Genomic DNA, 20132 nt, shown 5'->3' on the forward strand with positions numbered 1-20132 from the left:
GACCCCCAAATATTATTGCTTAACTACGTCTGTTACTTCAACGTCAAAAATCAAAATAGAGTTGGCCACAATTACAGCTCCTCTTTGGCTAGGCCCATAGGCCAGTGGAGAAGGAATCAATAATTTTGCTTTAGAACCCTTTTTTAACAATTGAAGGCCTTCATCCCAACCAGGAATAACCATTCCTTGGCCTACACTGAATGTAAATGGTTCGTAAGGTCTACCTTCGGTGAAAGTTCCTGCTTCTTTGGCTTTGCTTTCGATACTGGTGTCAAATACAGTACCGTCAAGCACATAACCGGTATAGTTTACAGAGATTTCGTCACCCTGTTCTATCTGTGCACCAGAACCCTCTTTCTCTATGACGTAATAAACACCTGATTCTGTCTTGTCTGCCTTTAAATTATTTTCAGAAATATAGCTTTCGATAGATTTAATGTCCTCTGCCAATTGAACTTTGGCTTCTTCAGCTTGCTTTTTCTGCCCTTCAGCAGCAAGGTCATTGAAGTAATCTTGAAAAACTTCTTCTTCAAGAACGTTTATAACACCGATATGGATGGTAACCGTCTCATCATTTTTTAAAAATGGAGGCACACCTTCAGGAGTAAATATTTTTTCAGCAGTAGAAGTAATGACGATACTATCGCCATTGTTCAAGTTTAGGAAAATCTCATCAACACCTGTTCTGGCTGTTGCAGTATCTATATGCTGCAAATAAGGAGGCATTGGTTGGTCATAACTGGAGATGAACAAGGAATCGCTACCAGTTTTGGCTGTAAAGTGGTAAACGACAAATTCGCCATCTTTGGTTTCTTTGTCTCCTTGTGTTACATAACGGTACTCTATTCCGTCAGAAGTTGTTTCTGTCTTCTCACAAGAATACAATAGCGAGCTGGATGCCAAAGCTAGGGCACCAAAAACTAAATTATTGATTTTTTTCATCGACTAATTCTAATTGATTAAATAAGATTTGTTTGTTTTCTTTTACTAATTCTTTAAACCTTTCAATGGTTTCTTCCAAAGGTGCTTGAGAGATTCCTCCCGAGGCATTTTTATGGCCTCCTCCACTGAAGTATTTTGCAGCAAACTTGTTCACTGATACATCCTCTGCAGAGCGAAAGGAGATTTTAACCCCATCTTTTCTCTCTGTAAATAAGGCTGCAATTTTAATTCCATCCAAAGAAAGTGCATAATTTACAAGCCCCTCGGTGTCTCCAGTTTGAGATTGATATTTCCTCAGGTCTTTCTTGCTTACAGCAAAAAAGGCAGTGTTGAGCTCAGGTAAAATAGTCAACCTCCGCGTAAGCGCAAAACCTAAGAATTTCAGTCTATTAACTGAATAAGTATCATAAATAAGCCGAGCAATCTTGGAGTTATCAGCTCCAAGGTCTATTAACTCAGCCGTTACCAGATGAACATTTTTAGTGGTATTAGGATGTCTGAAACCACCTGTATCTGTCATTATTCCAGAATATAGGCATTCTGCGATATCCTTGTCAATCAGATTTCTGTCACCCACTTTTACCATCAAGTCATACAATAACTCGCAAGTGGCTGCCGCATCAGTACTACAAAAACTGAAGTCAGCGAAGTCCTCAGGCTCTTGGTGGTGGTCAATATTGACTTTAAAAGCTTTAGATTGACGAACCACTTCTTCCATTGTCTGAAGTCTGCTAAGACAAGAGAAGTCCAGGCAGAAAATAATCTCTGCCTCGTTAATCAATTTCTCAGCTTTTTCAACCTGTCCAGGATCTTCATAATTTATTACCTCATCATTTCCTTTCATCCAATGAAGGAATACAGGATAATCAGAAGGAGTTATCACATTTACCTGATGACCTTTCTTTAATAAATAGCCAGCTAATGCTAATGAAGATCCAAGAGCATCTGCGTCAGGTTTATGATGGGTGGTGATGATGATCTTTTTGGACGAAGCTGAAGAAATCTGTTCTTTAAATAGATCTATATTCTGCATGTGTAATAATTGAGTACCGTATTTAAAAAACACAGATGACAAAGTTCCATATAATTTTCTGAAATTCCCAATTCCAATTTTATCGAAATATAGACTTTATTTATTATCTCCTTTTAACTTTCGGACTTTAACTTAAAAGGATTAATTTTACAACCATAACTAATAATCCTAATAAAATTTTATGGCTACCAATAGAACGTTCACCATGATCAAGCCTGATGCCTTCGGTGCAGGCAATTCAGGAGCAATCTTAAAAATGATCGAAGAGGCAGGTTTCAAAATTATTGCATTGAAAACAACCAGGCTTGATGCTAAGCTTGCTGGGGAGTTTTACAAAGTTCATCAAGAAAGGCCTTTTTACGCTGATTTATGCAAGTATATGTCTTCAGGACCTATTATTGCGGCAATCCTTGAAAAGGAAAATGCAATTGTAGATTTCAGAAAACTAATAGGTGCGACCAACCCTGCTGATGCAGAAGAGGGTACCATTAGAAAATTATATGCTACATCTATCGAAGCAAATGCTGTGCATGGTTCCGACTCAGATGAGAATGCTCAAATTGAAGGAGGCTTCTTTTTTAACGCTTTCGAAAGAATTGATTAATCATTTTTCTATCCCTCTCAAATTTGAGAGGGATAGAAAAATTTAGGATATTTTAACATTTCTTTTTTTTATTTATTTGAAAAGGCCTGTATTTTTTAGAGGAAAGGCCTAATTATTATCCACAAACCTGAATAAAGGCAAATTCAAAGCAAAAAGCAGGTACTATATATTGACCCTTTTATCCTTTCCAATACGCATAATTTTTGTTTTACACCCTGCATTATTGAAGCTGTAAATCGGATTAAATAATTATGAGGAAATTTTTATTTTGTTTGCCCTGAAAGTGGAAATAGACAATTGATCAGGATTGAAATCTGGTACATTAAAAAGCTTTGATGAATCTTTGTGCAAACTGCCGACCAACTTATTTTAGTAAATAAGTATATGGTCCAATAAAAACCTACTAATACGATTTTAAGATATTGTTGCCTATATACCGCAACAACATCTTAAAATCATTTCATTATTTTTTTCTCTTAAAGAAAACCTGTCTAACCCATTTTGGTAGAAATATAGCACCAAGGAGCAAGTAAGGATAATAAGAAAATAACCTCCAAAGAATACTGGTTACAAAAGTATAACCAGTTAGGAATTCATTGAAAAATTGCGTGAAGAAAAACTCAGCCGTTCCGCTACTACCAGGGGTAGGACTGATCATCATTACAATCCACATGATAATCTGTCTTGCAAAAATTACTACATGTTCAAACAATGAAAGGGTTTCAAATGCGGATATCAGAGCGTTGAGCATCAAGTACCTTGAAGACCAAATGAACACGGTGGTAAGGATGATGATAAGCCAATACCTGGTGTTTTTGCCCTTGAGCTCCTTACTCGCTTCGATGATCTGATCCCCATAATTATTGGCTTGGTATTTCCATTTTCTTAACCATTTGATGGAGAATAATCTAAGCATTATCCATTTGAAAACCCTGGGACGGTAAAACAATGCCAAGGCCATTAGTACGGAATAGATGGTGTACAAGGAATAACTTCCCCAAAAAAGGTACTCCAGGCTGGAGCCTAACCTCATCTCGAGCATTCTGCTTTCAGGGAAAATATAGCCCTGTGCCAGATACAGTATGATGGGTGCCCCTATTACGAAAAACAAATTATCCATAATGGCTGTGAGCATGGTAAATGCTAATGCTTTTCCTAATGGTATTCCTTCTTTGTTCAATATAAATACAGCCACAGCAGTACCACCCACAATGGAAGGGGTGACGGCAGAAGCAAATTCCCATAAAATGATCACATAGATGGCCCTGGACCAACTAAGGTGTTTATTCGTTACTTCCCGGATTCTGAATACATAGCCCGCATCTCGTAGAAAAATAAAAATTACGGCAACAAAAATCGACCATAAAGAAGCGTCAAAAACCCCTTTTAATGTTTGCGCATTTACTGTTGGGTCCATGTAAAACATTGCAAATACTATTCCGATTCCTATCAACACAGGAACCCAAACCTTATTTGGGTTTAAGGTTTTAAAAATCTCCCTATTGTCTAATTTCATAAGTTTTCTACAGGTATAGCTTCTAATCGTTCTACCCAAAAGTTATTAAATCCTTCCCCGATTTTTATTGTGACCAAGGCAAGCTGAAGGAGCTCCAAAATGGCTAAAAAAGTATAAATAATAAAAATTTTGTCGGGATTTAAGACGATAAAGTCTGAGAAGGGAATTTTGGGATTTTCATCCAGCCGGTCTAAAACCAATGATTTTTGTTGTTCTATAGAATATGGATATTGGATCACAGTATGTTTTGTGTCATCCTTGGTGTGAGCATATTTAGTTAATACCTTTTGGTATACCTTTAACAATCGGTAAAGGTCAAGGTCTTGAAGTTCGGCATCTACTTGATCTATTTGATTGATTTGCCGAAGCTCTTCCACAACATTTCCTCTGGCGAACTTGGACATCCTTTCACCTTCCATATTGGCAAGTTCACCCACGACTGATTTGTACTTTTTATATTCCAATAAATGCTTTATCAAATCTTCCCTTGGATCTATCTCTTCGCCATCTTCATTAAATTCAGGTCTAGGGAGAAGCATTTTGGATTTGACTTTCATAAGAGTAGCAGCGAAAAGGATAAATTCACTTGCTACTTCTATTTCCATTTTTTCCAAGTGATGGATATAATCCAAGAAGTCATTGGTAATTTTTGAAATGGGAATATCATAAATATCCAGTTCATCACGTTCTATGAAAAACAGCATTAGGTCAAATGGCCCTTCGAATAAAGGTAATTTGATTTCGAAACTCACTGGATAAGATTATTTTTTGTTATTTTTGTATTTCTTATTGTGTTCAAAGATATCACATATCTCGTTAAATCAATAGGCAAGTCAATAATTTCCATAAAGGCATGGAGGCCTGAATAATTATTGGTAATATTAAACATTATAACCTTTGGAAAGGTTATAGATTTTTACAAAGATGATTAGCATATGCAAATAGAACCTGGAGAATTACTCAGAGGAATCCATCAACCGGAAGACCTTAAAAACCTCAGTAAAGACCGTTTGGTTCAAATCTGTGATGAATTGAGACAATTCATCATTGACCATGTTTCTGTTTATGGAGGTCATTTTGGGGCTGGTTTAGGCGTTGTAGAACTTACTGTAGCTTTGCATTATGTGCTTAATACACCTGACGATCAATTGATCTGGGATGTGGGTCATCAAGCCTATGGACATAAAATCCTAACTGGCCGAAGAAATGATTTTCATACCAACAGGCTTTACAAAGGTTTGTCTGGATTTCCCAAAAGAAAAGAAAGTCCCTTTGATGCTTTTGGGGTTGGACATTCGAGTACTTCTATTTCCGCAGCTCTTGGAATGGCCATGGCATCAAAGTATAAAGGCGAAACCCATAGACAGCATGTTGCTGTAATAGGTGATGGCGCCATGACAGGTGGTATGGCCTTTGAAGCAATGAATCACGCTGGGGTTTCTGATAGCAATCTGATAATTATTCTCAATGACAATTGCATGTCCATAGATCCAAATGTGGGTGCATTGAAAGATTACCTTACAGACATCACTACCTCGCATACCTATAATAAGGTTAAAGATGAGGTTTGGAATTTACTCGGTAAAATCAGCAAATTTGGCTTTAGTGCTCAGGATGTGGTTTCCAAAGTTGAAGGAGCCATCAAGTCTGCCTTGCTAAAGCAAAGCAATCTATTTGAATCTTTAAATCTACGGTATTTTGGTCCTGTTGACGGCCATGATGTAAATCATCTCGTAGAGGTGCTCAATGATCTTAAAGACATTCCTGGGCCAAAAATCCTACACTGTATAACAGTAAAAGGAAAAGGATATGCCCCTGCAGAAAAAGACCAAACCAAATGGCATGCACCTGGCAAATTTGATAAAATTACCGGAGAGATAGCTAAGAAAATACCTACCAGCCCTCAAGCACCAAAGTACCAGGATGTTTTTGGGCATACCCTTGTAGAGCTGGCGGAAAAAGATAAAAAAATCGTTGGAGTGACTCCGGCTATGCCTTCAGGATCTTCAATGAATATAATGATGAAGGCATTTCCTGATAGGTCCTTTGATGTAGGAATTGCAGAACAACATGCTGTTACTTTCTCTGCGGGTTTAGCGACTCAGGGATTGGTGCCTTTTTGTAACATATACAGTACCTTTATGCAAAGGGCTTATGATCAAGTGATTCATGATGTCTGTTTGCAAGATCTTCCAGTGGTTTTTTGTTTAGACCGTGCTGGATTTGCCGGAGCTGATGGACCAACTCATCATGGGGCTTATGATTTGGCCTACCTTCGTTGTGTGCCCAATCTTGTAGTAAGTGCGCCTATGAATGAGGAGGAGTTGAGAAATATGATGTATTCTGGTGCTGAGCACAATGCCCCTTATGCCATTAGGTATCCAAGAGGTCAAGGTGTAATGCCTGATTGGAGAAAACCATTAAGAAAAATACCTACAGGACAAGGCAGAATAATCACAGAAGGTAAAGACATTGCCATTTTGAGTATTGGACACATTGGCAATTATGCCCTTGAAAACAAAGACAAATTTAAAGAACTAGGTCTTAGTGTAGCGCATTATGACATGCGATTTGTCAAACCTCTTGACGAATCTTTACTGCATGAAGTCTTTGGTAAATTTGACAAAGTCATTACCGTTGAAGATGGTTGCCTGATGGGCGGATTTGGAAGTGCTGTTCTGGAGTGGATGATGGATCATGACTACCAAGCTAAGGTAAAACGATTGGGGATTCCTGATGAGGTAATTGAGCATGGAGAGCAAATGGAACTGCATCATGAATGTGGATTCGATCCTTCTGGTATCCTTCAGACTGTTAAGGATATGATGAACCTAAATGTTGCTGATAAAATTAAAATTTAATAATATCCCTTCTTTTTATTGAGGAAATCGGGCCGATTTCCTCAATTATTTTTTTAAATTGGATAACTGTATTGTTTGGTAGGTTTGGTAACTTAATCCGCTACTCTAATGTCCGAAATTTTAATTCCAAGAAGGGACTTTTTAAAGAAAGCTACGGCAGCATCCATGGCCCTTTCTTTGAATCAGACTTCTTTTAGTCCATCGCTCAAAAAGAAAAAAAACAAACTTCCCAAATGGAGAGGATTCAATTTATTGGATTTTTTTAATCCTGATCCTGAAAATGGGCGCAAAACAAAACCTGATTATTATAAGTACATGTCGGATTGGGGTTTTGATTTTGTCCGAATTCCTATTTCCTATCCCAGTTATCTGGATTTTGACCGAAGCAAACCCATACGGCCCGATGAGGTGCTACAATTTAATAACAGGGTGCTCGATGAAATTGACGAAATATTAACCAACTGCCACAATCAAAATTTACATGTGAGTTTGAATTTACATAGGGCGCCAGGCTTCTGTATCAATGCAGGTTTTAAAGAGCCCTACAATTTATGGGAAGACCAAGAAGCCTTAGATGCTTTTTGTGCCCATTGGGAAATGTGGTCCAAGCGGTATAAAAATATCTCTTCTAAAAAATTGAGTTTTGATTTGGTCAATGAGCCTTTTAAAAGGCTGGACCCAAACGACCAACACTCCCCTGGAGGGGCTGTTCCCATTGCTGAATACAGAAAAGTAGCCGAAGTAGCCTTAAAAACCATCAAGGGGATAAACAATAAAAGATTGGTCATCGCTGATGGCAATGGCGGAGGCGGTACAGCCATTCCTGAATTTGCAGATCTTGATTTGCATCAGAGTTGTAGAGGTTATTTCCCCATGCATATTTCACATCATAAAGCTTCATGGGTGTTTAAGGATCCGGATAGCCTGCCTACTCCTAGCTGGCCAGGAATGCACAATGAACGGATGTATCAAAAAGAGGATCTGGAAAAACATTATGCCCCTTGGATAGCCTTGCTAGAGCAAGGAGTAGGGGTGCATTGTGGTGAGTTGGGCTGTTATAATAAAACCCCGCATGAGGTCTTTTTAGCCTGGTTTGGTGATATTTTAGATATATTGGAGGAGAATGGGATTGGGTTTGGATTGTGGGAATTTTCAGGGACTTTCGGAGTGCTCAACTCTGGAAGAACAGACATTGCCTATGAGGATTGGTATGGAGAGAAATTAGATAGAAAACTGTTAAACCTTTTGATGAAAAATGCCTGATATATCCTATTGGAAGGAAGGATCTGGCAAAGCACTGGTTTTGCTACCTGGCTTTTGTGAAACAAAAGAAATGTGGAAAAACTTCGCAGAGCCTCTATCTGAAATCTGTGAAGTGTGGTGTCCGGATTTACCTGGATTTGGAGATAGTCCAGCAGTTTCTGACCAGTTTACCATTAAGGAAATAGGCATAGTTCTTGCCGATTGGATGTTGGCCAATAATATAGGAGATGCTGTATTAATAGGGCATTCTTTGGGGGGCTATTTGGCACTAGAAATGGCCTGTCTCAATAAACTTGATCTGAGTGGTTTGGGATTGTTTCATTCTACAGCTTATCCAGATAGTGATGAGAAAAAGTTCAATCGTGTTAAAACAATAGAATTTATTAATAAGCATGGAGTGAGTACCTTTATTCAATCCTCATTGCCTTTACTATTTCGCAAAGAAAACAGGGGAAGCTGTAGGGAGGCCATTGCCTCCCTAATTCACTATGCCAGCCAGTTACCAATGACAAGTATCATAGCTTATCTGCAAGCCATGAGGAACCGTAAAGACCACATGAAGACGCTTTCAGAATTTCAAAAGCCTACTTTGATGATTTGTGGAAATGAGGATACCGCTGTACCGATAATAGATAGCCTCAGCCATAAGCAAGCAGTAGATCAATTTTATCAATTGACAAATTGCGGACACATGGGGATGTATGAACAGGCCCAAAAAACACAAAAAGCTATCCTCACCTTTATGGAAAGCCTACCTAATTAATAGGTAGCTCTACCGCCGGATAAGTCAAATATAAATCCTGTATTGAAGCTTGCTTCCTCGGATAGGATCCAACTTGCAATGGAGGCTGCCTCATCCACAGTACCCAGACGTTGCATAGGAATTTTGGATGCCATATATTCCAATTGTGCAGGATCAGTATCCTTGTTCATTGCCGTTAGAATAACAGCCGGAGCCAGTCCATTCACTGTAATTCCTGAAGTGGCATACTCTTTACCAAGTGCTTTGACAAGTCCAATTACGCCTGCTTTAGTAGTGGAATAACCTACCATATTAGGGTTTCCTTCTTTACCAGCGATAGAGGCAATAAGTAGAATTCTACCGTATTGCGCTTTTTCCATGTACTTAAGGGCGTACTTAGCAGTTAGAAAAGAACCTTTTAAATTTACATTGCAAATTTTATCAAAATCCTCTGTAGAATAATCTGTAATTTTTATTTGTGTGGGCCCTACTATTCCAGCGGAATTGACCAAAATGTCAAGTTTACCAAAATGGTCTACTGATTCCTTATAGGCTTCCTGAACTGCAGTCTCATCGGAAATATCTACAACGAACGCTTTGACTGGCAATCCATCCTTTTGCCATTCCTTTTCTAAGGCCAGTAGTTTTTCCTCATTGAAGTCCCAAAGTGCTATACTTGCTCCTTCATCTGCCAGTTTTTTGGCTATACCTTTACCAATTCCGTCTGCAGCTCCGGTAATTACTGCTACTCTGTTATTATATCTTGATTCAGTCATTGAAATAATTTTTGGGGTTTTTGCGCTTCTAAAATTAAGAAAGTGTCGCCAAATACTTTGCATTGTTGGGATTAATATTAAAAGATATCCGCTTTAACCCGAAATATGCAATAGACAATCTATTAGGTGCTGAAATCGCTTCAAAATCAGCCACTTCGTTGCTGTTTTCAATTTCACCAAAGCGGTGCTATGTTAAAATCTCCAAACAGCCTGATTTTCTTGCGATTGCAACACTTCCCGTAAACACGGGACAAGCATCACCCCTGACCTTGTCAGGGCGGAGAAATCCTATTACATAATCCGGGTTTAACTGTTAGGCTTTATAAATCATCTCCTATACGTTTGGCAGGTTTTGCTTTTTAATAAAATAAATTGTAAGGCCTGATTTTAGCTTTATAAGAAGGAGAAATTTTGTAATATTTATGATCTGGAATTAAAATTCTAAAGTGCGAAAGCTTGAGCTTTTACAATTTGGTCTAAGCCGGATAGGTTGAAAAAGAAGCTTTTTTTACCTTTTTCTCGTTAAAAATTTCGCTATTTTAAACTAATATAACTCTCTCCGGGTTACCGTGATAAGCCCATAATCCAGTACTCCGACTTTTTTTAAGTTTGAGTAAGGAGAAAAAGAATAAGTTTAATAGGGTAAATTACATTTCTCCTGTTGAATTTAATAGGTTAATTATTTGATATACCTTCTATTAATGTCTAAATTATTATTGTAAAACTCAAAACGCTAATGAATATGAGACAGTTTAAAATTTTATTTACTTTTATTTTACTCTTTAGTTTTACTGCTTGTAGTTCGCTAAACAATTTCAATCCGCTTAGTTTGCTTATGGGGAATAAATGGAAACTAGCTGGCATGATGGGTAAATCCCTTGATGTAGGGAAGTTTGCTGATGCTGTTCCTTTATTGAGTTTTATGGATGGTGGCAAACTTAGCGGTTTTACAGGCTGTAATAATTTTTCAGGAGATTTTACCCTTGAAGGAAAGAGTTTATCCTTGAATCCTGGAGCCATGACTAAAAAGGCATGTCCCGGCACTGGAGAAAGCGATTTTTTAAAAGCCCTTTCCATGGTGAAGAATTTTAAAGTAGTTAAAGATAAACTGGTTTTAATGGATGGGGCTAGTGAACTATTGAGTTTTATTCCTGAAAATTAAATTTGCCTATTGAGAAATGTTCTGAAACAAGAACAAGTATTTTTTAGTTAAAATTGGTAATAGGTTTGTTCATGTCAACGAGTATTCACCCAAATAAAATTTTATATCTGAAAACATCAGTAATGATAGAGTTCTATTAGTTACCTGCTGTACTGTGGATGAATAATCATTGCATAAGTGGAACTGTTGGAAACCCCTCTATTATACCTGAATCATTTGTCACCATGGAAGAAAAGACAAATTCCCAGTCCAAGCAAAAAGTCATCAGTGAATGGGTTCATTCATTCAGCGATTACCTCTATAGCTGGGCATATCATAAAACCAGTAGTAATGAAACCGCTGAAGACTTGGTTCAGGAGGTATTTATGGCGGCGGTTAAAAATTATGAGAAATTTGAAGGTAGAAGCAGTCCCAAAACATGGTTATTAAAAATTTTAAACAATAAAATTATTGATCATTACCGGAAGTTATCCAAGATACAAAACAATCAGGATGATACTGCCTCTCAATTTACCGATTCATTTTTTAATGGTGCAGACAACTGGAAGGCCAATGGTTTGGAAGAAGCCTGGACAAAGGAAAGCCATTTGCTTGACGATCCGGCTTTTAATAGGGTTATGGAGATCTGTATTGAAGATCTCCCTAACAAATGGCGCCTAGCAATTCTTTCAAAATACCTTCTACAAAAAGAATCCGTGGAGATCTGTCAGGAACTAGAAATCACGGAGTCTAATTATTGGCAAGTATTACACAGAGGCAAGTTACTTCTAAAGAAATGTTTGGAAGTCAACTGGTTTGTAAAAAATAATTAATAGGGATGGTGTTGGAGAAAATAATGAGTCAATTGCTTCTTTCATGTAAGGAAGCTACTTTCTTAATAGAAAAGCAGATGGTCAGTCCGCTGACTTTTACACAAAAGCTAAGACTTGGGGTGCATTTAAAACTTTGTAAGGTTTGCAGTGCATATGAGAGTCAAAGTAAAACCATGAACAAGGCCTTGGAGAAATGGGTCAAGGAAGGTGCGCTCTCCAAAACGCTACCTCCAAAAATCAAATCAGATATTCTGCAAAAAATAAATCGTAAATAATTTAATTTTTTTGTCAGGCCATTAACTTATCCACGTCTATTTGGTTAGATCACTGAAATTCAATTGATGAGAAGGGTAATGCCTATTTCTTTTTTCTCTGAATATTAAATTTCAATCAAATTACTAACCAAATAGACCTAGTTATGGAACTTAGTACTTTTCAGAAGAGCTTGAATAAAGAGAACCCTTATGATTTTTCAGCATTAAAGGCGGTCTTTCTAAATTGTACCCTTAAAAAATCCCCCGAGACATCTCACACGGAGGGCTTGATAAAAATGAGTGATGCCATTATGCGAGCAAATGGTATTTCTACTGATATAATTCGTCCTGTAGATCATCAGATTGCTTTTGGTGTATATCCTGACATGAAGGAACATGGCTGGGATAGGGACGATTGGCCTGCAATTCAGGAAAAAGTAATGGCGGCAGATATTTTAGTGATAGGAAGTCCCATTTGGTTGGGAGAGAAATCTTCTATAGCCACGCTTGTAATAGAAAGATTGTATGGGTTTTCAGGAGAAATGAACAAGCAGGGGCAATATAATTATTATGGAAAAACCGGAGGTTGTCTGATTACTGGAAATGAAGATGGAATCAAACATTGCGCCATGAATCTTTTGTACAGTCTGCAACACCTTGGTTATGTAATTTCTCCTCAGGCTGATGCTGGATGGATAGGTGAGGCAGGGCCAGGTCCTTCTTATTTGGACAAAAATTCTGGAGGAATAGAAAATGACTTCACCAACCGCAACACCACATTTATGACTTGGAATTTAATGCATATGGCCAATATGCTTAAAAACGGTATTCCTGCCTATGGCAACCAAAGGGACAAGTGGGATAACCGAGAAAATAAAGACCATCCTAATCCTGAATACAGGTAAACATATAGGAATTCCTTCCCTATGGGAGGAAAATAGAATTATTCAAACCGTTAAACCCGGATTATGTAATAGAATGTCTATTGCATATTTCGGGTTAAAGGCCTTCATCATTTGAGTTATTTAAAGGCCGTAAAATTAATTAAGAATATTAAATACAATCGTTATGGGAAATCTACATTTACTAAAATTTTACTTATTTATAGCCACCTTTTTTTTAGCAATCACCTGTGTGCATGCTCAGCAAACGCCTATTCCTAAAACAGACCAAAGTTTTGATTTGGCAGTAGGCTTTGGAGAAAACAGTCAAACAAGCTATTCCCTCTCATGGAATAAAAACTATGGGTTGTTTTCTTCTAAAAAATTAAGGTTGGGTTATGGTATTCGTTTTTCAGGATTCAGTGGTAAGGAGCTCGATTATATCACTGCCCCAGCTGACCTGACTGGTGATGATGCTACAATTGACACGCTGTCTATGAGTAAAGCCAATACCATGGCCTTAAATGCCATGATTAATATCCAATACCAGTTTCATCCAAAATTCAAGGCTGGTTTTAATATCGATGCCTTGGGACTTGGCTTTGGGGGTGAAAAAGATGCCATGTTTATCAGTTCCGAAAATACGGGGCAATTTCCTCAGAGCCTTTCAGCTAGCCCAACTTCCTTTAACGCCCTATTGGGAGGCGACAATGATCTTGGCCAACTCAAATCGGAGTTTTATGTGGCTTATGCGGTGTCCACAAAAACATGGCTGAGGGCTGGGGCGGATTTGACGTTTTCGGAATACACGACGGAACAAAACTTGAGCTATGAAAATGACAGATTCAGGAATAAAGCCATGTTGTTTTTCGTAGCTGTTTCTTATAATCCTTTTAAGTAAATTTCATCAAACCCAAACTATTCAATAGACAATCAATTGCTTGCTGAAATCACCCTGAAATCAGTCACTTCATAGCTGTTTGGAGATTCCAACACTTCCCAATTGGATTGGGAAATTTTATTGAAAAATACGGGTTACAAATTTAAACATCATGAAAGCTTCCATTTTAGTCCTTTTGTTTTATTGGGTAATGTCTCCAGATCTGGTAAACAATGTCTCCAATACAGAGAATAAGTTAGAAGAGTCCTATATCAAATTCAATATTAGAAATCTAGGATTAAATGTGGAGGGAACTTTCAAGTCCTTTAAAACCACGGTGGAATACAATAAGTCTCAGCCTGAAAAAAGCAGCTTTAGCGCTGAAATTCAAACAAATTCCATTGACACTGGAATTAACAAAAGAGACAATCATTTAAAGAAGGAGGAATATTTTCATGTAGATAAATATCCAACCATTAAGTTTCAGTCCACAAAGGTAACGGCTGTAGGTGAGAGCGGGCTTAAAGTACTTGGGGATCTTACCATAAAAGGCAAAACGCTTCCTATAACTTTAGAAGTGGCCTTGTCACCAGCAGGTTCAGCGATACAATTTGCAATCAAAGGTGAACTCGATAGGAGAGATTATGAAGTTGGTGGAAGCAGTTGGGTTATGTCAGATGAGGTCTATTTGGATCTTTTAATTGTGAAATAAAGCATAAAAAAATGGTGTCCAACTGGATTAAACCATGTTTAATTACGCTGTGTTTATTCGCTTCCTTTTCTGAAGTGAGAGCAAGGCAGGCCAAAGAGGACAGTACTGTTTTCAAGGCCTTGCCCTTGGCTTATTTCACGCCAGAAACGCGGATAGCAGTAGAGGGTTTTGCCTTTTACAGTTTTTATGCAAGGAACAGCTTGAGAAAGTCGAATCTGCGACTCTTTATCACCTTCACGCAAAATATGCAATACTTGTTTACCCTTCCGTGGCAGGTATATACGGCAGATGATCAATATTTCTTGAATGGAAGCATCGATTACCGCAAATTCCCTGAATACTATTATGGCTTAGGGAATGACACCAATGAGGACTTTAGGGCACTATATGAATTTAAAGCCTTATCAATAAAGAGCAAAAGTTATAAAAAAATAAAAAGGAATACTTATTTTGGCTTGGCACTTCAAGGGCAAAGGTTGCATCCTGAGTTTTCAGACACTGAACCTGTCTTTGATGATATAGTAACAGAAAATGGAAGAGGAGGCTACAGTTATTTAAGTTTTGGCCCTTCTTTAATGTGGGATCGAAGGGATCATATTTTATCTCCTTCATCAGGAAGTTTTATAGAAATCACCCCTTTGATTGGACTAGGGAAAACCGCAGAAGCTGCTTTTAATTTTGGTATGGCAAGCTTTGATTTTAGGCATTATTGGCCGATTTCTGAAAAGATTACCTGGGCCAATCAGCTATTGGCGCAACTGTCTTATGGAGATGTACCTTTTCGGGTATTGCCAACCTTGGGTGGGCCTTTCTTTCACCGGGGGTATTACCAAGGAAGGTTTAGAGATAGGCATTTGGCCGTTTTGCAAACCGAATACCGGCAGCATGTCATAGGAAGGTTTGGCTTTGCAGTTTTTGGCTCCGCAGGGAGAGTATACAATACTTTAAGAGAGGATTTATTCAATCAAATACACCTGGCTGCTGGTGGAGGCCTTAGGTTTCGGATAAGCAAAAATGATAGAACAAATGTAAGGCTGGATTACAGCTTTACTTCTGACTCCAAGGGTTTCTATATTTATTTTGCTGAAGCATTTTGAAAAACATGAGCTATAAGAGTAACTTCTTCATCAAATTGACCCACTGGGAATATTGGCCAACTTGGTTGGTCTATTCGCCTGTTGTATTTTATTTTTTCCTACTTTCTTTAAGGGCAAGGTCGCTTTTTTTTTTCACCCTTGCCAATCCCGATATGGAGATGGGAGGGCTTTACAATTGTAGCAAATACCGTCAACTTAAAAAATTACCGGAAAATTTAATACCCAAAACAGTATTTCTTCAATCCGGTGCTTCATTGGATACAGCCCTCAAAGCACTGGAAACACAAAACATTGATTTTCCCATTATAGCAAAGCCTGACAGAGGGGAGAGAGGTACAGCGGTCAAGTTAATAAGAGATGGTTCACAACTAGGCCTTTACCTGCAGGAAAGTAAGTCAGATGTGCTCTTACAGGAGTTTATTCAAAGTTCTTGTGAAGCGGGGGTGTTTTATTATAGGCTGCCAAGTGAAAATTCAGGAAAAATTCCCTCCATTGTACTGAAGGATTTTTTGACGGTAATTGGAGACGGTAAATCTAACCTTAAAGACTTGGTAAATGAAATTCCAAGAGGTCGACTGGTTAGTAAAGGATTGTTCAAAGATGGACGTTTGAATCCGGAAGAAGTATTGGCTTTTGGTGAAGAAAAGCTACTTGAACCTATAGGGAACCATAATAGAGGAACGAAATTTCTAGATGGATCACACCTTGCTAACCCTGAACTGATTCGGTTTTTTGACAAAACCAGTCACCAATTGGGTACCTTTTTCTATGGGAGGGTGGACTTGAAAGCACCTTCAATGGAGGATTTTATTCAGGGGAAAGGGATAAAAATATTGGAAATCAATGGTGTCAATGCGGAGCCTGCTCATATTTATGATCCCAACGCCAAGTTATTTGATGGGATTAAAACGCTTTTGAAACATTGGGGTATTATCTATCAAATCAGCAGGGAAAATAAGCATCTAGCCTCATCTACTGGTTCAATAAAAGAAGCCTTGGACCATTACAATAGATGGAGAAAAATTAAAAAGATTGCCTGAAATTGTCAGGACGGTTGATGTCTCACGTCTGATTTTGTAGTGATAGACGTTTTCCTTTAAGTATTAACAAGTATTATATCACCCAAATAAAGAATCATGCAAGCTGAATGTAAACAGAATCTAAATCAACTTTCCTTACTATTGGAAAGTTTGTCCCCGCAGCAATACAACTATAAATCTGAGTTGTTATCAGGATCTTCTATAGGCCAACATATTCGTCATATCATTGAGTTTTATACTTGCCTTAGTGAGTCTTTTTACCTACAACTTACTCAGATTAATTACGACAAAAGAGAGCGAGATAAGTCAATAGAGCAAGATGCCCAACAGGCAATTCTTACCATTAATAAATTGATCGATTTTTTGAATGAAGAAAGGGTTGTAGGTAAAGCAGACCTGGTAGCTAACTTTTCCCTAGAGGATGACCATGATTGCATTATCCCATCATCTTACCGGAGAGAACTTGCTTATTGCCTTGAGCACAGCATTCATCACCAGGCATTGATAAAAATTTCTTTGTTAGACCAGGGTTTAGTTCATCTAGTGGATGATAATTTCGGTGTAGCCCCATCTACTACAAAAGCTTGCCAAACGAAGGAAGTTAAATAGACCTTTGCAATCGGTTTATCTTATTCGTTTAAGGCCCAGTTGTAGTCTTTGAAGCTGATTTTTGCACCTTTCTTTATGGGATTTGAAGCGTATTGATTGATAAAATCTTCCAAACTACCATTTTTTGTGAAATCAGAAGAAAACCAAGAAAATAAGCTTGATATCTCTACTTGTGAACCTGTGGTTTTATTAAGTTGAGGGTCGTTGATAAATGTTCGGGCTGCCTGTTCCAATTCAGCATTTAAATTTTTAGCCGAATAGGCATGGTTCCATAATCTCGGGCAGGAAATCGAAGCGCAATTGATTGCAAAATGAATCCTTGGCTCATCAAATTCTTTCCTCAGTATTTTGTGCTCTATTTCATCCAGACTAGCAGGCTTTCCCCCAATTTCGAAGAACTCCAAATGCCAGACAGTGTTAACAAGTGGAATGGTTAATTTTGGCCCAATATCCTTAATGCTTTTGACTGGATAGTGATTGAGAATCAATTTTATGGTAAAAGCATTGTAAGCATTGATCCAATAAGCAAGTTGTTCTGCCTCAGACCATGTGTTTCTATCTGGGGCATTGGTGCTTAGTAGTTGTAAATAGGCATCCAATTTTTCCTCATCAGCGATAAATCCTTTATAATCTACCTTTCCTTGATCTGATACGTGTTTTTTAAGGAGTGTATTAAATGAAGTATGGCTAGGTGGATTGGTTCCTGCAAGTCCCAAGTTGGATTCTCCGCAGGAAAGATTTATCAAAAAAATGCCGAAATAAATAAATAGCTTTATCATTTAAAAATATGTTTTTAGTGAATAAGTTGATCAGAAAACTGAATTAAATCTTCTGCGACAAATTCATTTTGTGGAGAAAGTGGATAATTTGATTTTCCTGATCTCTTGATAAAAGCTGTTTGTAATCCAGCTCTGGCAGCACCTACTAAGTCCCATGGGTGTGCCGCGATCATTACCGCTTTATCTGATGAAATCTCCATTTTATCTAGAACATAAGCATAAGTGGATGGGTGAGGTTTAAATTTCCCTACACTTTGAATACTAAAAATCCGATCAAATAATTGACTTATTCCAGCCGATTTGAGTTGCTCGTTTACAGCTTCTAAGGTTCCATTGCTAAGTGCTACTAAAATAAAACCTGCATTTTTTAGGCGTTGTAGGCCTTCGGAGACATCTGTATGTGGTGAAAGCTTTTTGAACTCACTTAAAATTGTTTCTCGTGTTTTCGGAGTAAGATCTTTGCTATAATTATTCGCAGTCATTTCCAAACATGCGTCGGTAATCTTAGAGAAATCAGCAAAATCACCTGTTACAGTTTCTACCAATGAATAATGTAATAAAGACTGAAACCATTTGTCGGCAGCTTCATCATTTCCTATTTCTTTATTGATGGCGGTTGTTACTGCTTTTGTATCTAGCAGGGTTTCATTTACATCAAATATTAATAATTGTGGTGAGGTAGGCATAATTCGTTGATTTAGAATAGATAATAATTGGAGTGCTGGTCTGTGAGGGGTGACTAATGTACTTTTTCACCTTTTTTTAACCAAACTCCCCACATTTTATTAAAAGTGTGGACTTTATTGGTAGGTAGGGTGTCTAAATGGTATACGGGGTTGCTTTCATTTACCCAATGGAAAATTCCTCCATAGAGATTATAAACTTCACTGTAGCCACTTTGTTTCAATTTCTTGCCGATCTCCTGACTTCTTGCACCTATAGAGCAGTAAACGACTATGGGTTGATCTTTGGGGATATCTTTTACGCTGGAAATGTCAAAAGTTTCAAAACCTACCCATTGAGCTCCTTTTAAATGACTTACATTGAATTCATTTTTCTCACGGGTATCCAACAGAATAGCACCATTGATCAATTCTTTTTGATCGGGATAGACCAAAGGGAAATTTTTGTCATAAGTACTGCCTAAAAGGGCTTTGTAGGGCAGGCTTTGTGCGTAACTTACCTGGCCTATAAAGGCAGAACTGACAAAAAATAAGGAAAGTATATAAAAGGCTTTCATGGTGTTAGAACAAAATTTCAACACCAATAATTTCTAAAATCGTAAATTAAGTGAAATTAGTAACGCTTTTTTTATAGTTTACCAGCCCACATATGCAGGTGTCGCTATTCCATTTAAACGAAGGTAGATTAGGGCCTGGCCACGGTGATGTGTTTGATGTCCTCGGAGCAAATAAAAAATGTTTTCCTTGGTCATATTTTCATTAGCAAAGACAATTTCTTCATCTAATTGACTCTGCTCTGTTTTTTTGATCAATTCTAGCACGTATTTGTTGGCTTCGTCAAGAATCTCTATTATTGAATCCTTGTCCAAAGAGGATCTGTCTTCCTTTTCATAAAAAGACCTTTTCTCACCATTGACGATTGCAGTAAGGTAACTGATATTACTTGCTATATGTAAAAGCTGATCCCCAAAGGACATGGCTTCAGGAGTTGGTCGATAATCGTATAAATTGGCAGGCATGGCCTCGGCCAATGCTCGGGAATAGTCCATATTACGTTGCCAAACATCCGGAAATTGATCCAAAAAATACGTTTGAGCCTTTAAACTATTACTTCCCATGATCAAAACCATTATCACTAATTGAATATATATAAATGCTTTCATAACTGGGTGCAATAAAAACATCTTAGTGGTAAAAACCAATAGTAAAATGGTTGAGTGGCTGATTTTGAAATGGTTTCAGAAAGTAGTAGCAAGGGGGCTACTAGTTGGGGGTAAGTTTAACCCAAAATATCAATGTCGTTTAGTTAAGGTTTATAAGTTATAAAATTACTGGGTCTGGCAGTATACCTTTTTATTCTAGGAACTGACCTGTTGGGCCGTATTATTTCAAGTTGAAGCAACAGTTTGAAAGCATAATCAGATATTTTTCCAATGATTTTGTCCATTCCTTGTTTGAGTTGATCAATTATAGATTTGGTTTTACG

Annotated in this window: 22 protein-coding genes and 1 pseudogene; 13 read left to right on the plus strand and 10 right to left on the minus strand. The window is 37.8% G+C overall.

Annotated elements, in window-relative coordinates; genetic code table 11:
- Window positions 1-12: 12 nt before the first annotated feature.
- Complete coding sequence (locus AC13EX_RS13330; protein ID WP_048641405.1) at window positions 13-942, minus strand: FKBP-type peptidyl-prolyl cis-trans isomerase; 930 nt, start codon at window positions 940-942, stop codon at window positions 13-15.
- On the minus strand, window positions 926-1975 hold the full coding sequence (locus tag AC13EX_RS13335; RefSeq protein WP_048641404.1) for a DHH family phosphoesterase: 1050 nt from the start codon (window positions 1973-1975) through the stop codon (window positions 926-928). The genes AC13EX_RS13330 and AC13EX_RS13335 overlap by 17 nt, the downstream gene beginning before the upstream one ends.
- Window positions 1976-2156: 181 nt before the next feature.
- Here AC13EX_RS13335 and AC13EX_RS13340 point away from each other — a divergent pair, with 181 nt between their 5' ends.
- The gene (locus AC13EX_RS13340; protein ID WP_048641403.1) at window positions 2157-2579 is read left to right on the plus strand and encodes a nucleoside-diphosphate kinase; all 423 of its coding nucleotides are present in this window, start codon (window positions 2157-2159) and stop codon (window positions 2577-2579) included.
- Window positions 2580-3042: 463 nt separating this feature from the next.
- Here AC13EX_RS13340 and AC13EX_RS13345 read toward each other — a convergent pair whose 3' ends face one another.
- Complete coding sequence (locus tag AC13EX_RS13345; RefSeq protein ID WP_048641402.1) at window positions 3043-4095, minus strand: lysylphosphatidylglycerol synthase transmembrane domain-containing protein; 1053 nt, start codon at window positions 4093-4095, stop codon at window positions 3043-3045.
- A complete protein-coding gene (locus AC13EX_RS13350) occupies window positions 4092-4847 on the minus strand; it encodes a segregation and condensation protein A (RefSeq protein ID WP_482893054.1) in 756 nt (251 codons plus the stop codon). The genes AC13EX_RS13345 and AC13EX_RS13350 overlap by 4 nt, the downstream gene beginning before the upstream one ends.
- A gap of 183 nt (window positions 4848-5030) precedes the next feature.
- Between AC13EX_RS13350 and dxs the strand changes: the two genes are divergently transcribed.
- The 3 genes from dxs to AC13EX_RS13365 all read left to right on the plus strand — a co-directional run bounded on the left by dxs (window position 5031) and on the right by AC13EX_RS13365 (window position 8982).
- Entirely contained in the window at window positions 5031-6956 is a 1926-nt protein-coding gene (gene dxs / locus AC13EX_RS13355; protein ID WP_048641400.1) for a 1-deoxy-D-xylulose-5-phosphate synthase, read from the plus strand.
- Window positions 6957-7064: 108 nt separating this feature from the next.
- A complete protein-coding gene (locus AC13EX_RS13360; protein WP_482893055.1) occupies window positions 7065-8219 on the plus strand; it encodes a glycoside hydrolase family 5 protein in 1155 nt (384 codons plus the stop codon).
- Entirely contained in the window at window positions 8212-8982 is a 771-nt protein-coding gene (locus AC13EX_RS13365; protein WP_482893056.1) for an alpha/beta fold hydrolase, read from the plus strand. The genes AC13EX_RS13360 and AC13EX_RS13365 overlap by 8 nt, the downstream gene beginning before the upstream one ends.
- Here the strand turns inward: AC13EX_RS13365 and AC13EX_RS13370 are convergent.
- Window positions 8979-9737 (minus strand): SDR family NAD(P)-dependent oxidoreductase, encoded by a 759-nt coding sequence (locus AC13EX_RS13370; RefSeq protein ID WP_339714422.1) that lies wholly within the window; start codon window positions 9735-9737, stop codon window positions 8979-8981. The genes AC13EX_RS13365 and AC13EX_RS13370 overlap by 4 nt on opposite strands.
- 742 nt (window positions 9738-10479) lie before the next feature.
- Between AC13EX_RS13370 and AC13EX_RS13375 the strand changes: the two genes are divergently transcribed.
- The 9 genes from AC13EX_RS13375 to AC13EX_RS13415 all read left to right on the plus strand — a co-directional run bounded on the left by AC13EX_RS13375 (window position 10480) and on the right by AC13EX_RS13415 (window position 17184).
- Window positions 10480-10899, plus strand: coding sequence for an META domain-containing protein (locus AC13EX_RS13375; RefSeq protein ID WP_482893057.1), 420 nt, complete (start codon window positions 10480-10482; stop codon window positions 10897-10899).
- Window positions 10900-11123: 224 nt separating this feature from the next.
- Entirely contained in the window at window positions 11124-11711 is a 588-nt protein-coding gene (locus AC13EX_RS13380; protein ID WP_482893058.1) for a sigma-70 family RNA polymerase sigma factor, read from the plus strand.
- A 23-nt stretch (window positions 11712-11734) separates the two neighbouring features.
- Window positions 11735-11986, plus strand: a complete 252-nt coding sequence (locus AC13EX_RS13385; RefSeq protein ID WP_482893059.1) for a hypothetical protein — start codon at window positions 11735-11737, stop codon at window positions 11984-11986.
- 143 nt (window positions 11987-12129) lie between these two features.
- Entirely contained in the window at window positions 12130-12870 is a 741-nt protein-coding gene (locus tag AC13EX_RS13390) for a flavodoxin family protein (RefSeq protein WP_482893060.1), read from the plus strand.
- 163 nt (window positions 12871-13033) lie between these two features.
- Entirely contained in the window at window positions 13034-13747 is a 714-nt protein-coding gene (locus AC13EX_RS13395; protein ID WP_482893061.1) for a hypothetical protein, read from the plus strand.
- Window positions 13748-13898: 151 nt separating this feature from the next.
- Window positions 13899-14438, plus strand: a complete 540-nt coding sequence (locus AC13EX_RS13400; RefSeq protein WP_482893062.1) for a YceI family protein — start codon at window positions 13899-13901, stop codon at window positions 14436-14438.
- 11 nt (window positions 14439-14449) lie between these two features.
- Window positions 14450-15535, plus strand: a complete 1086-nt coding sequence (locus AC13EX_RS13405; protein ID WP_482893063.1) for a BamA/TamA family outer membrane protein — start codon at window positions 14450-14452, stop codon at window positions 15533-15535.
- Window positions 15536-15540: 5 nt separating this feature from the next.
- On the plus strand, window positions 15541-16575 hold the full coding sequence (locus AC13EX_RS13410) for a hypothetical protein (protein WP_482893064.1): 1035 nt from the start codon (window positions 15541-15543) through the stop codon (window positions 16573-16575).
- A 96-nt stretch (window positions 16576-16671) separates the two neighbouring features.
- Window positions 16672-17184, plus strand: a complete 513-nt coding sequence (locus tag AC13EX_RS13415) for a DinB family protein (protein ID WP_482893065.1) — start codon at window positions 16672-16674, stop codon at window positions 17182-17184.
- Window positions 17185-17204: 20 nt separating this feature from the next.
- On the opposite strand, the gene AC13EX_RS13420 is transcribed toward AC13EX_RS13415, so the two are convergent.
- The 5 genes and pseudogenes from AC13EX_RS13420 to AC13EX_RS13440 form a co-directional block, all read right to left on the minus strand.
- Window positions 17205-17963, minus strand: coding sequence for a DUF547 domain-containing protein (locus AC13EX_RS13420; RefSeq protein WP_482893066.1), 759 nt, complete (start codon window positions 17961-17963; stop codon window positions 17205-17207).
- 14 nt (window positions 17964-17977) lie between these two features.
- Window positions 17978-18649, minus strand: a complete 672-nt coding sequence (locus tag AC13EX_RS13425; protein WP_482893067.1) for a haloacid dehalogenase type II — start codon at window positions 18647-18649, stop codon at window positions 17978-17980.
- Between the two features lie 53 nt (window positions 18650-18702).
- Window positions 18703-19203: a rhodanese-like domain-containing protein gene (locus AC13EX_RS13430; protein ID WP_482893068.1), complete on the minus strand. Its 501-nt coding sequence runs from the start codon at window positions 19201-19203 to the stop codon at window positions 18703-18705.
- Window positions 19204-19281: 78 nt separating this feature from the next.
- The gene (locus AC13EX_RS13435; RefSeq protein ID WP_482893069.1) at window positions 19282-19809 is read right to left on the minus strand and encodes a DinB family protein; all 528 of its coding nucleotides are present in this window, start codon (window positions 19807-19809) and stop codon (window positions 19282-19284) included.
- A 143-nt stretch (window positions 19810-19952) separates the two neighbouring features.
- Window positions 19953-20132 (minus strand): annotated as a pseudogene (locus AC13EX_RS13440) (IS4 family transposase); the annotation flags it as partial.

Source organism: Cyclobacterium sp. L-R (genome assembly GCF_056859355.1).

Bases quoted from the DNA above. Each gene is read 5' to 3' on its own strand.
- AC13EX_RS13420 (WP_482893066.1), bottom strand. From the start codon at position 17,963: ATGATAAAGCTATTTATTTATTTCGGCATTTTTTTGATAAATCTTTCC.
- AC13EX_RS13405 (WP_482893063.1), top strand. From the start codon at position 14,450: ATGGTGTCCAACTGGATTAAACCATGTTTAATTACGCTGTGTTTATTC.
- AC13EX_RS13425 (WP_482893067.1), bottom strand. From the start codon at position 18,649: ATGCCTACCTCACCACAATTATTAATATTTGATGTAAATGAAACCCTG.
- AC13EX_RS13385 (WP_482893059.1), top strand. From the start codon at position 11,735: ATGAGTCAATTGCTTCTTTCATGTAAGGAAGCTACTTTCTTAATAGAA.
- AC13EX_RS13360 (WP_482893055.1), top strand. From the start codon at position 7,065: ATGTCCGAAATTTTAATTCCAAGAAGGGACTTTTTAAAGAAAGCTACG.
- AC13EX_RS13435 (WP_482893069.1), bottom strand. From the start codon at position 19,809: ATGAAAGCATTTATATATATTCAATTAGTGATAATGGTTTTGATCATG.
- AC13EX_RS13380 (WP_482893058.1), top strand. From the start codon at position 11,124: ATGGAAGAAAAGACAAATTCCCAGTCCAAGCAAAAAGTCATCAGTGAA.
- AC13EX_RS13365 (WP_482893056.1), top strand. From the start codon at position 8,212: ATGCCTGATATATCCTATTGGAAGGAAGGATCTGGCAAAGCACTGGTT.
- AC13EX_RS13370 (WP_339714422.1), bottom strand. From the start codon at position 9,737: ATGACTGAATCAAGATATAATAACAGAGTAGCAGTAATTACCGGAGCT.
- AC13EX_RS13390 (WP_482893060.1), top strand. From the start codon at position 12,130: ATGGAACTTAGTACTTTTCAGAAGAGCTTGAATAAAGAGAACCCTTAT.
- AC13EX_RS13430 (WP_482893068.1), bottom strand. From the start codon at position 19,203: ATGAAAGCCTTTTATATACTTTCCTTATTTTTTGTCAGTTCTGCCTTT.
- AC13EX_RS13340 (WP_048641403.1), top strand. From the start codon at position 2,157: ATGGCTACCAATAGAACGTTCACCATGATCAAGCCTGATGCCTTCGGT.
- AC13EX_RS13400 (WP_482893062.1), top strand. From the start codon at position 13,899: ATGAAAGCTTCCATTTTAGTCCTTTTGTTTTATTGGGTAATGTCTCCA.
- AC13EX_RS13415 (WP_482893065.1), top strand. From the start codon at position 16,672: ATGCAAGCTGAATGTAAACAGAATCTAAATCAACTTTCCTTACTATTG.
- AC13EX_RS13335 (WP_048641404.1), bottom strand. From the start codon at position 1,975: ATGCAGAATATAGATCTATTTAAAGAACAGATTTCTTCAGCTTCGTCC.
- dxs (WP_048641400.1), top strand. From the start codon at position 5,031: ATGCAAATAGAACCTGGAGAATTACTCAGAGGAATCCATCAACCGGAA.
- AC13EX_RS13330 (WP_048641405.1), bottom strand. From the start codon at position 942: ATGAAAAAAATCAATAATTTAGTTTTTGGTGCCCTAGCTTTGGCATCC.
- AC13EX_RS13375 (WP_482893057.1), top strand. From the start codon at position 10,480: ATGAGACAGTTTAAAATTTTATTTACTTTTATTTTACTCTTTAGTTTT.
- AC13EX_RS13395 (WP_482893061.1), top strand. From the start codon at position 13,034: ATGGGAAATCTACATTTACTAAAATTTTACTTATTTATAGCCACCTTT.
- AC13EX_RS13345 (WP_048641402.1), bottom strand. From the start codon at position 4,095: ATGAAATTAGACAATAGGGAGATTTTTAAAACCTTAAACCCAAATAAG.
- AC13EX_RS13410 (WP_482893064.1), top strand. From the start codon at position 15,541: ATGAGCTATAAGAGTAACTTCTTCATCAAATTGACCCACTGGGAATAT.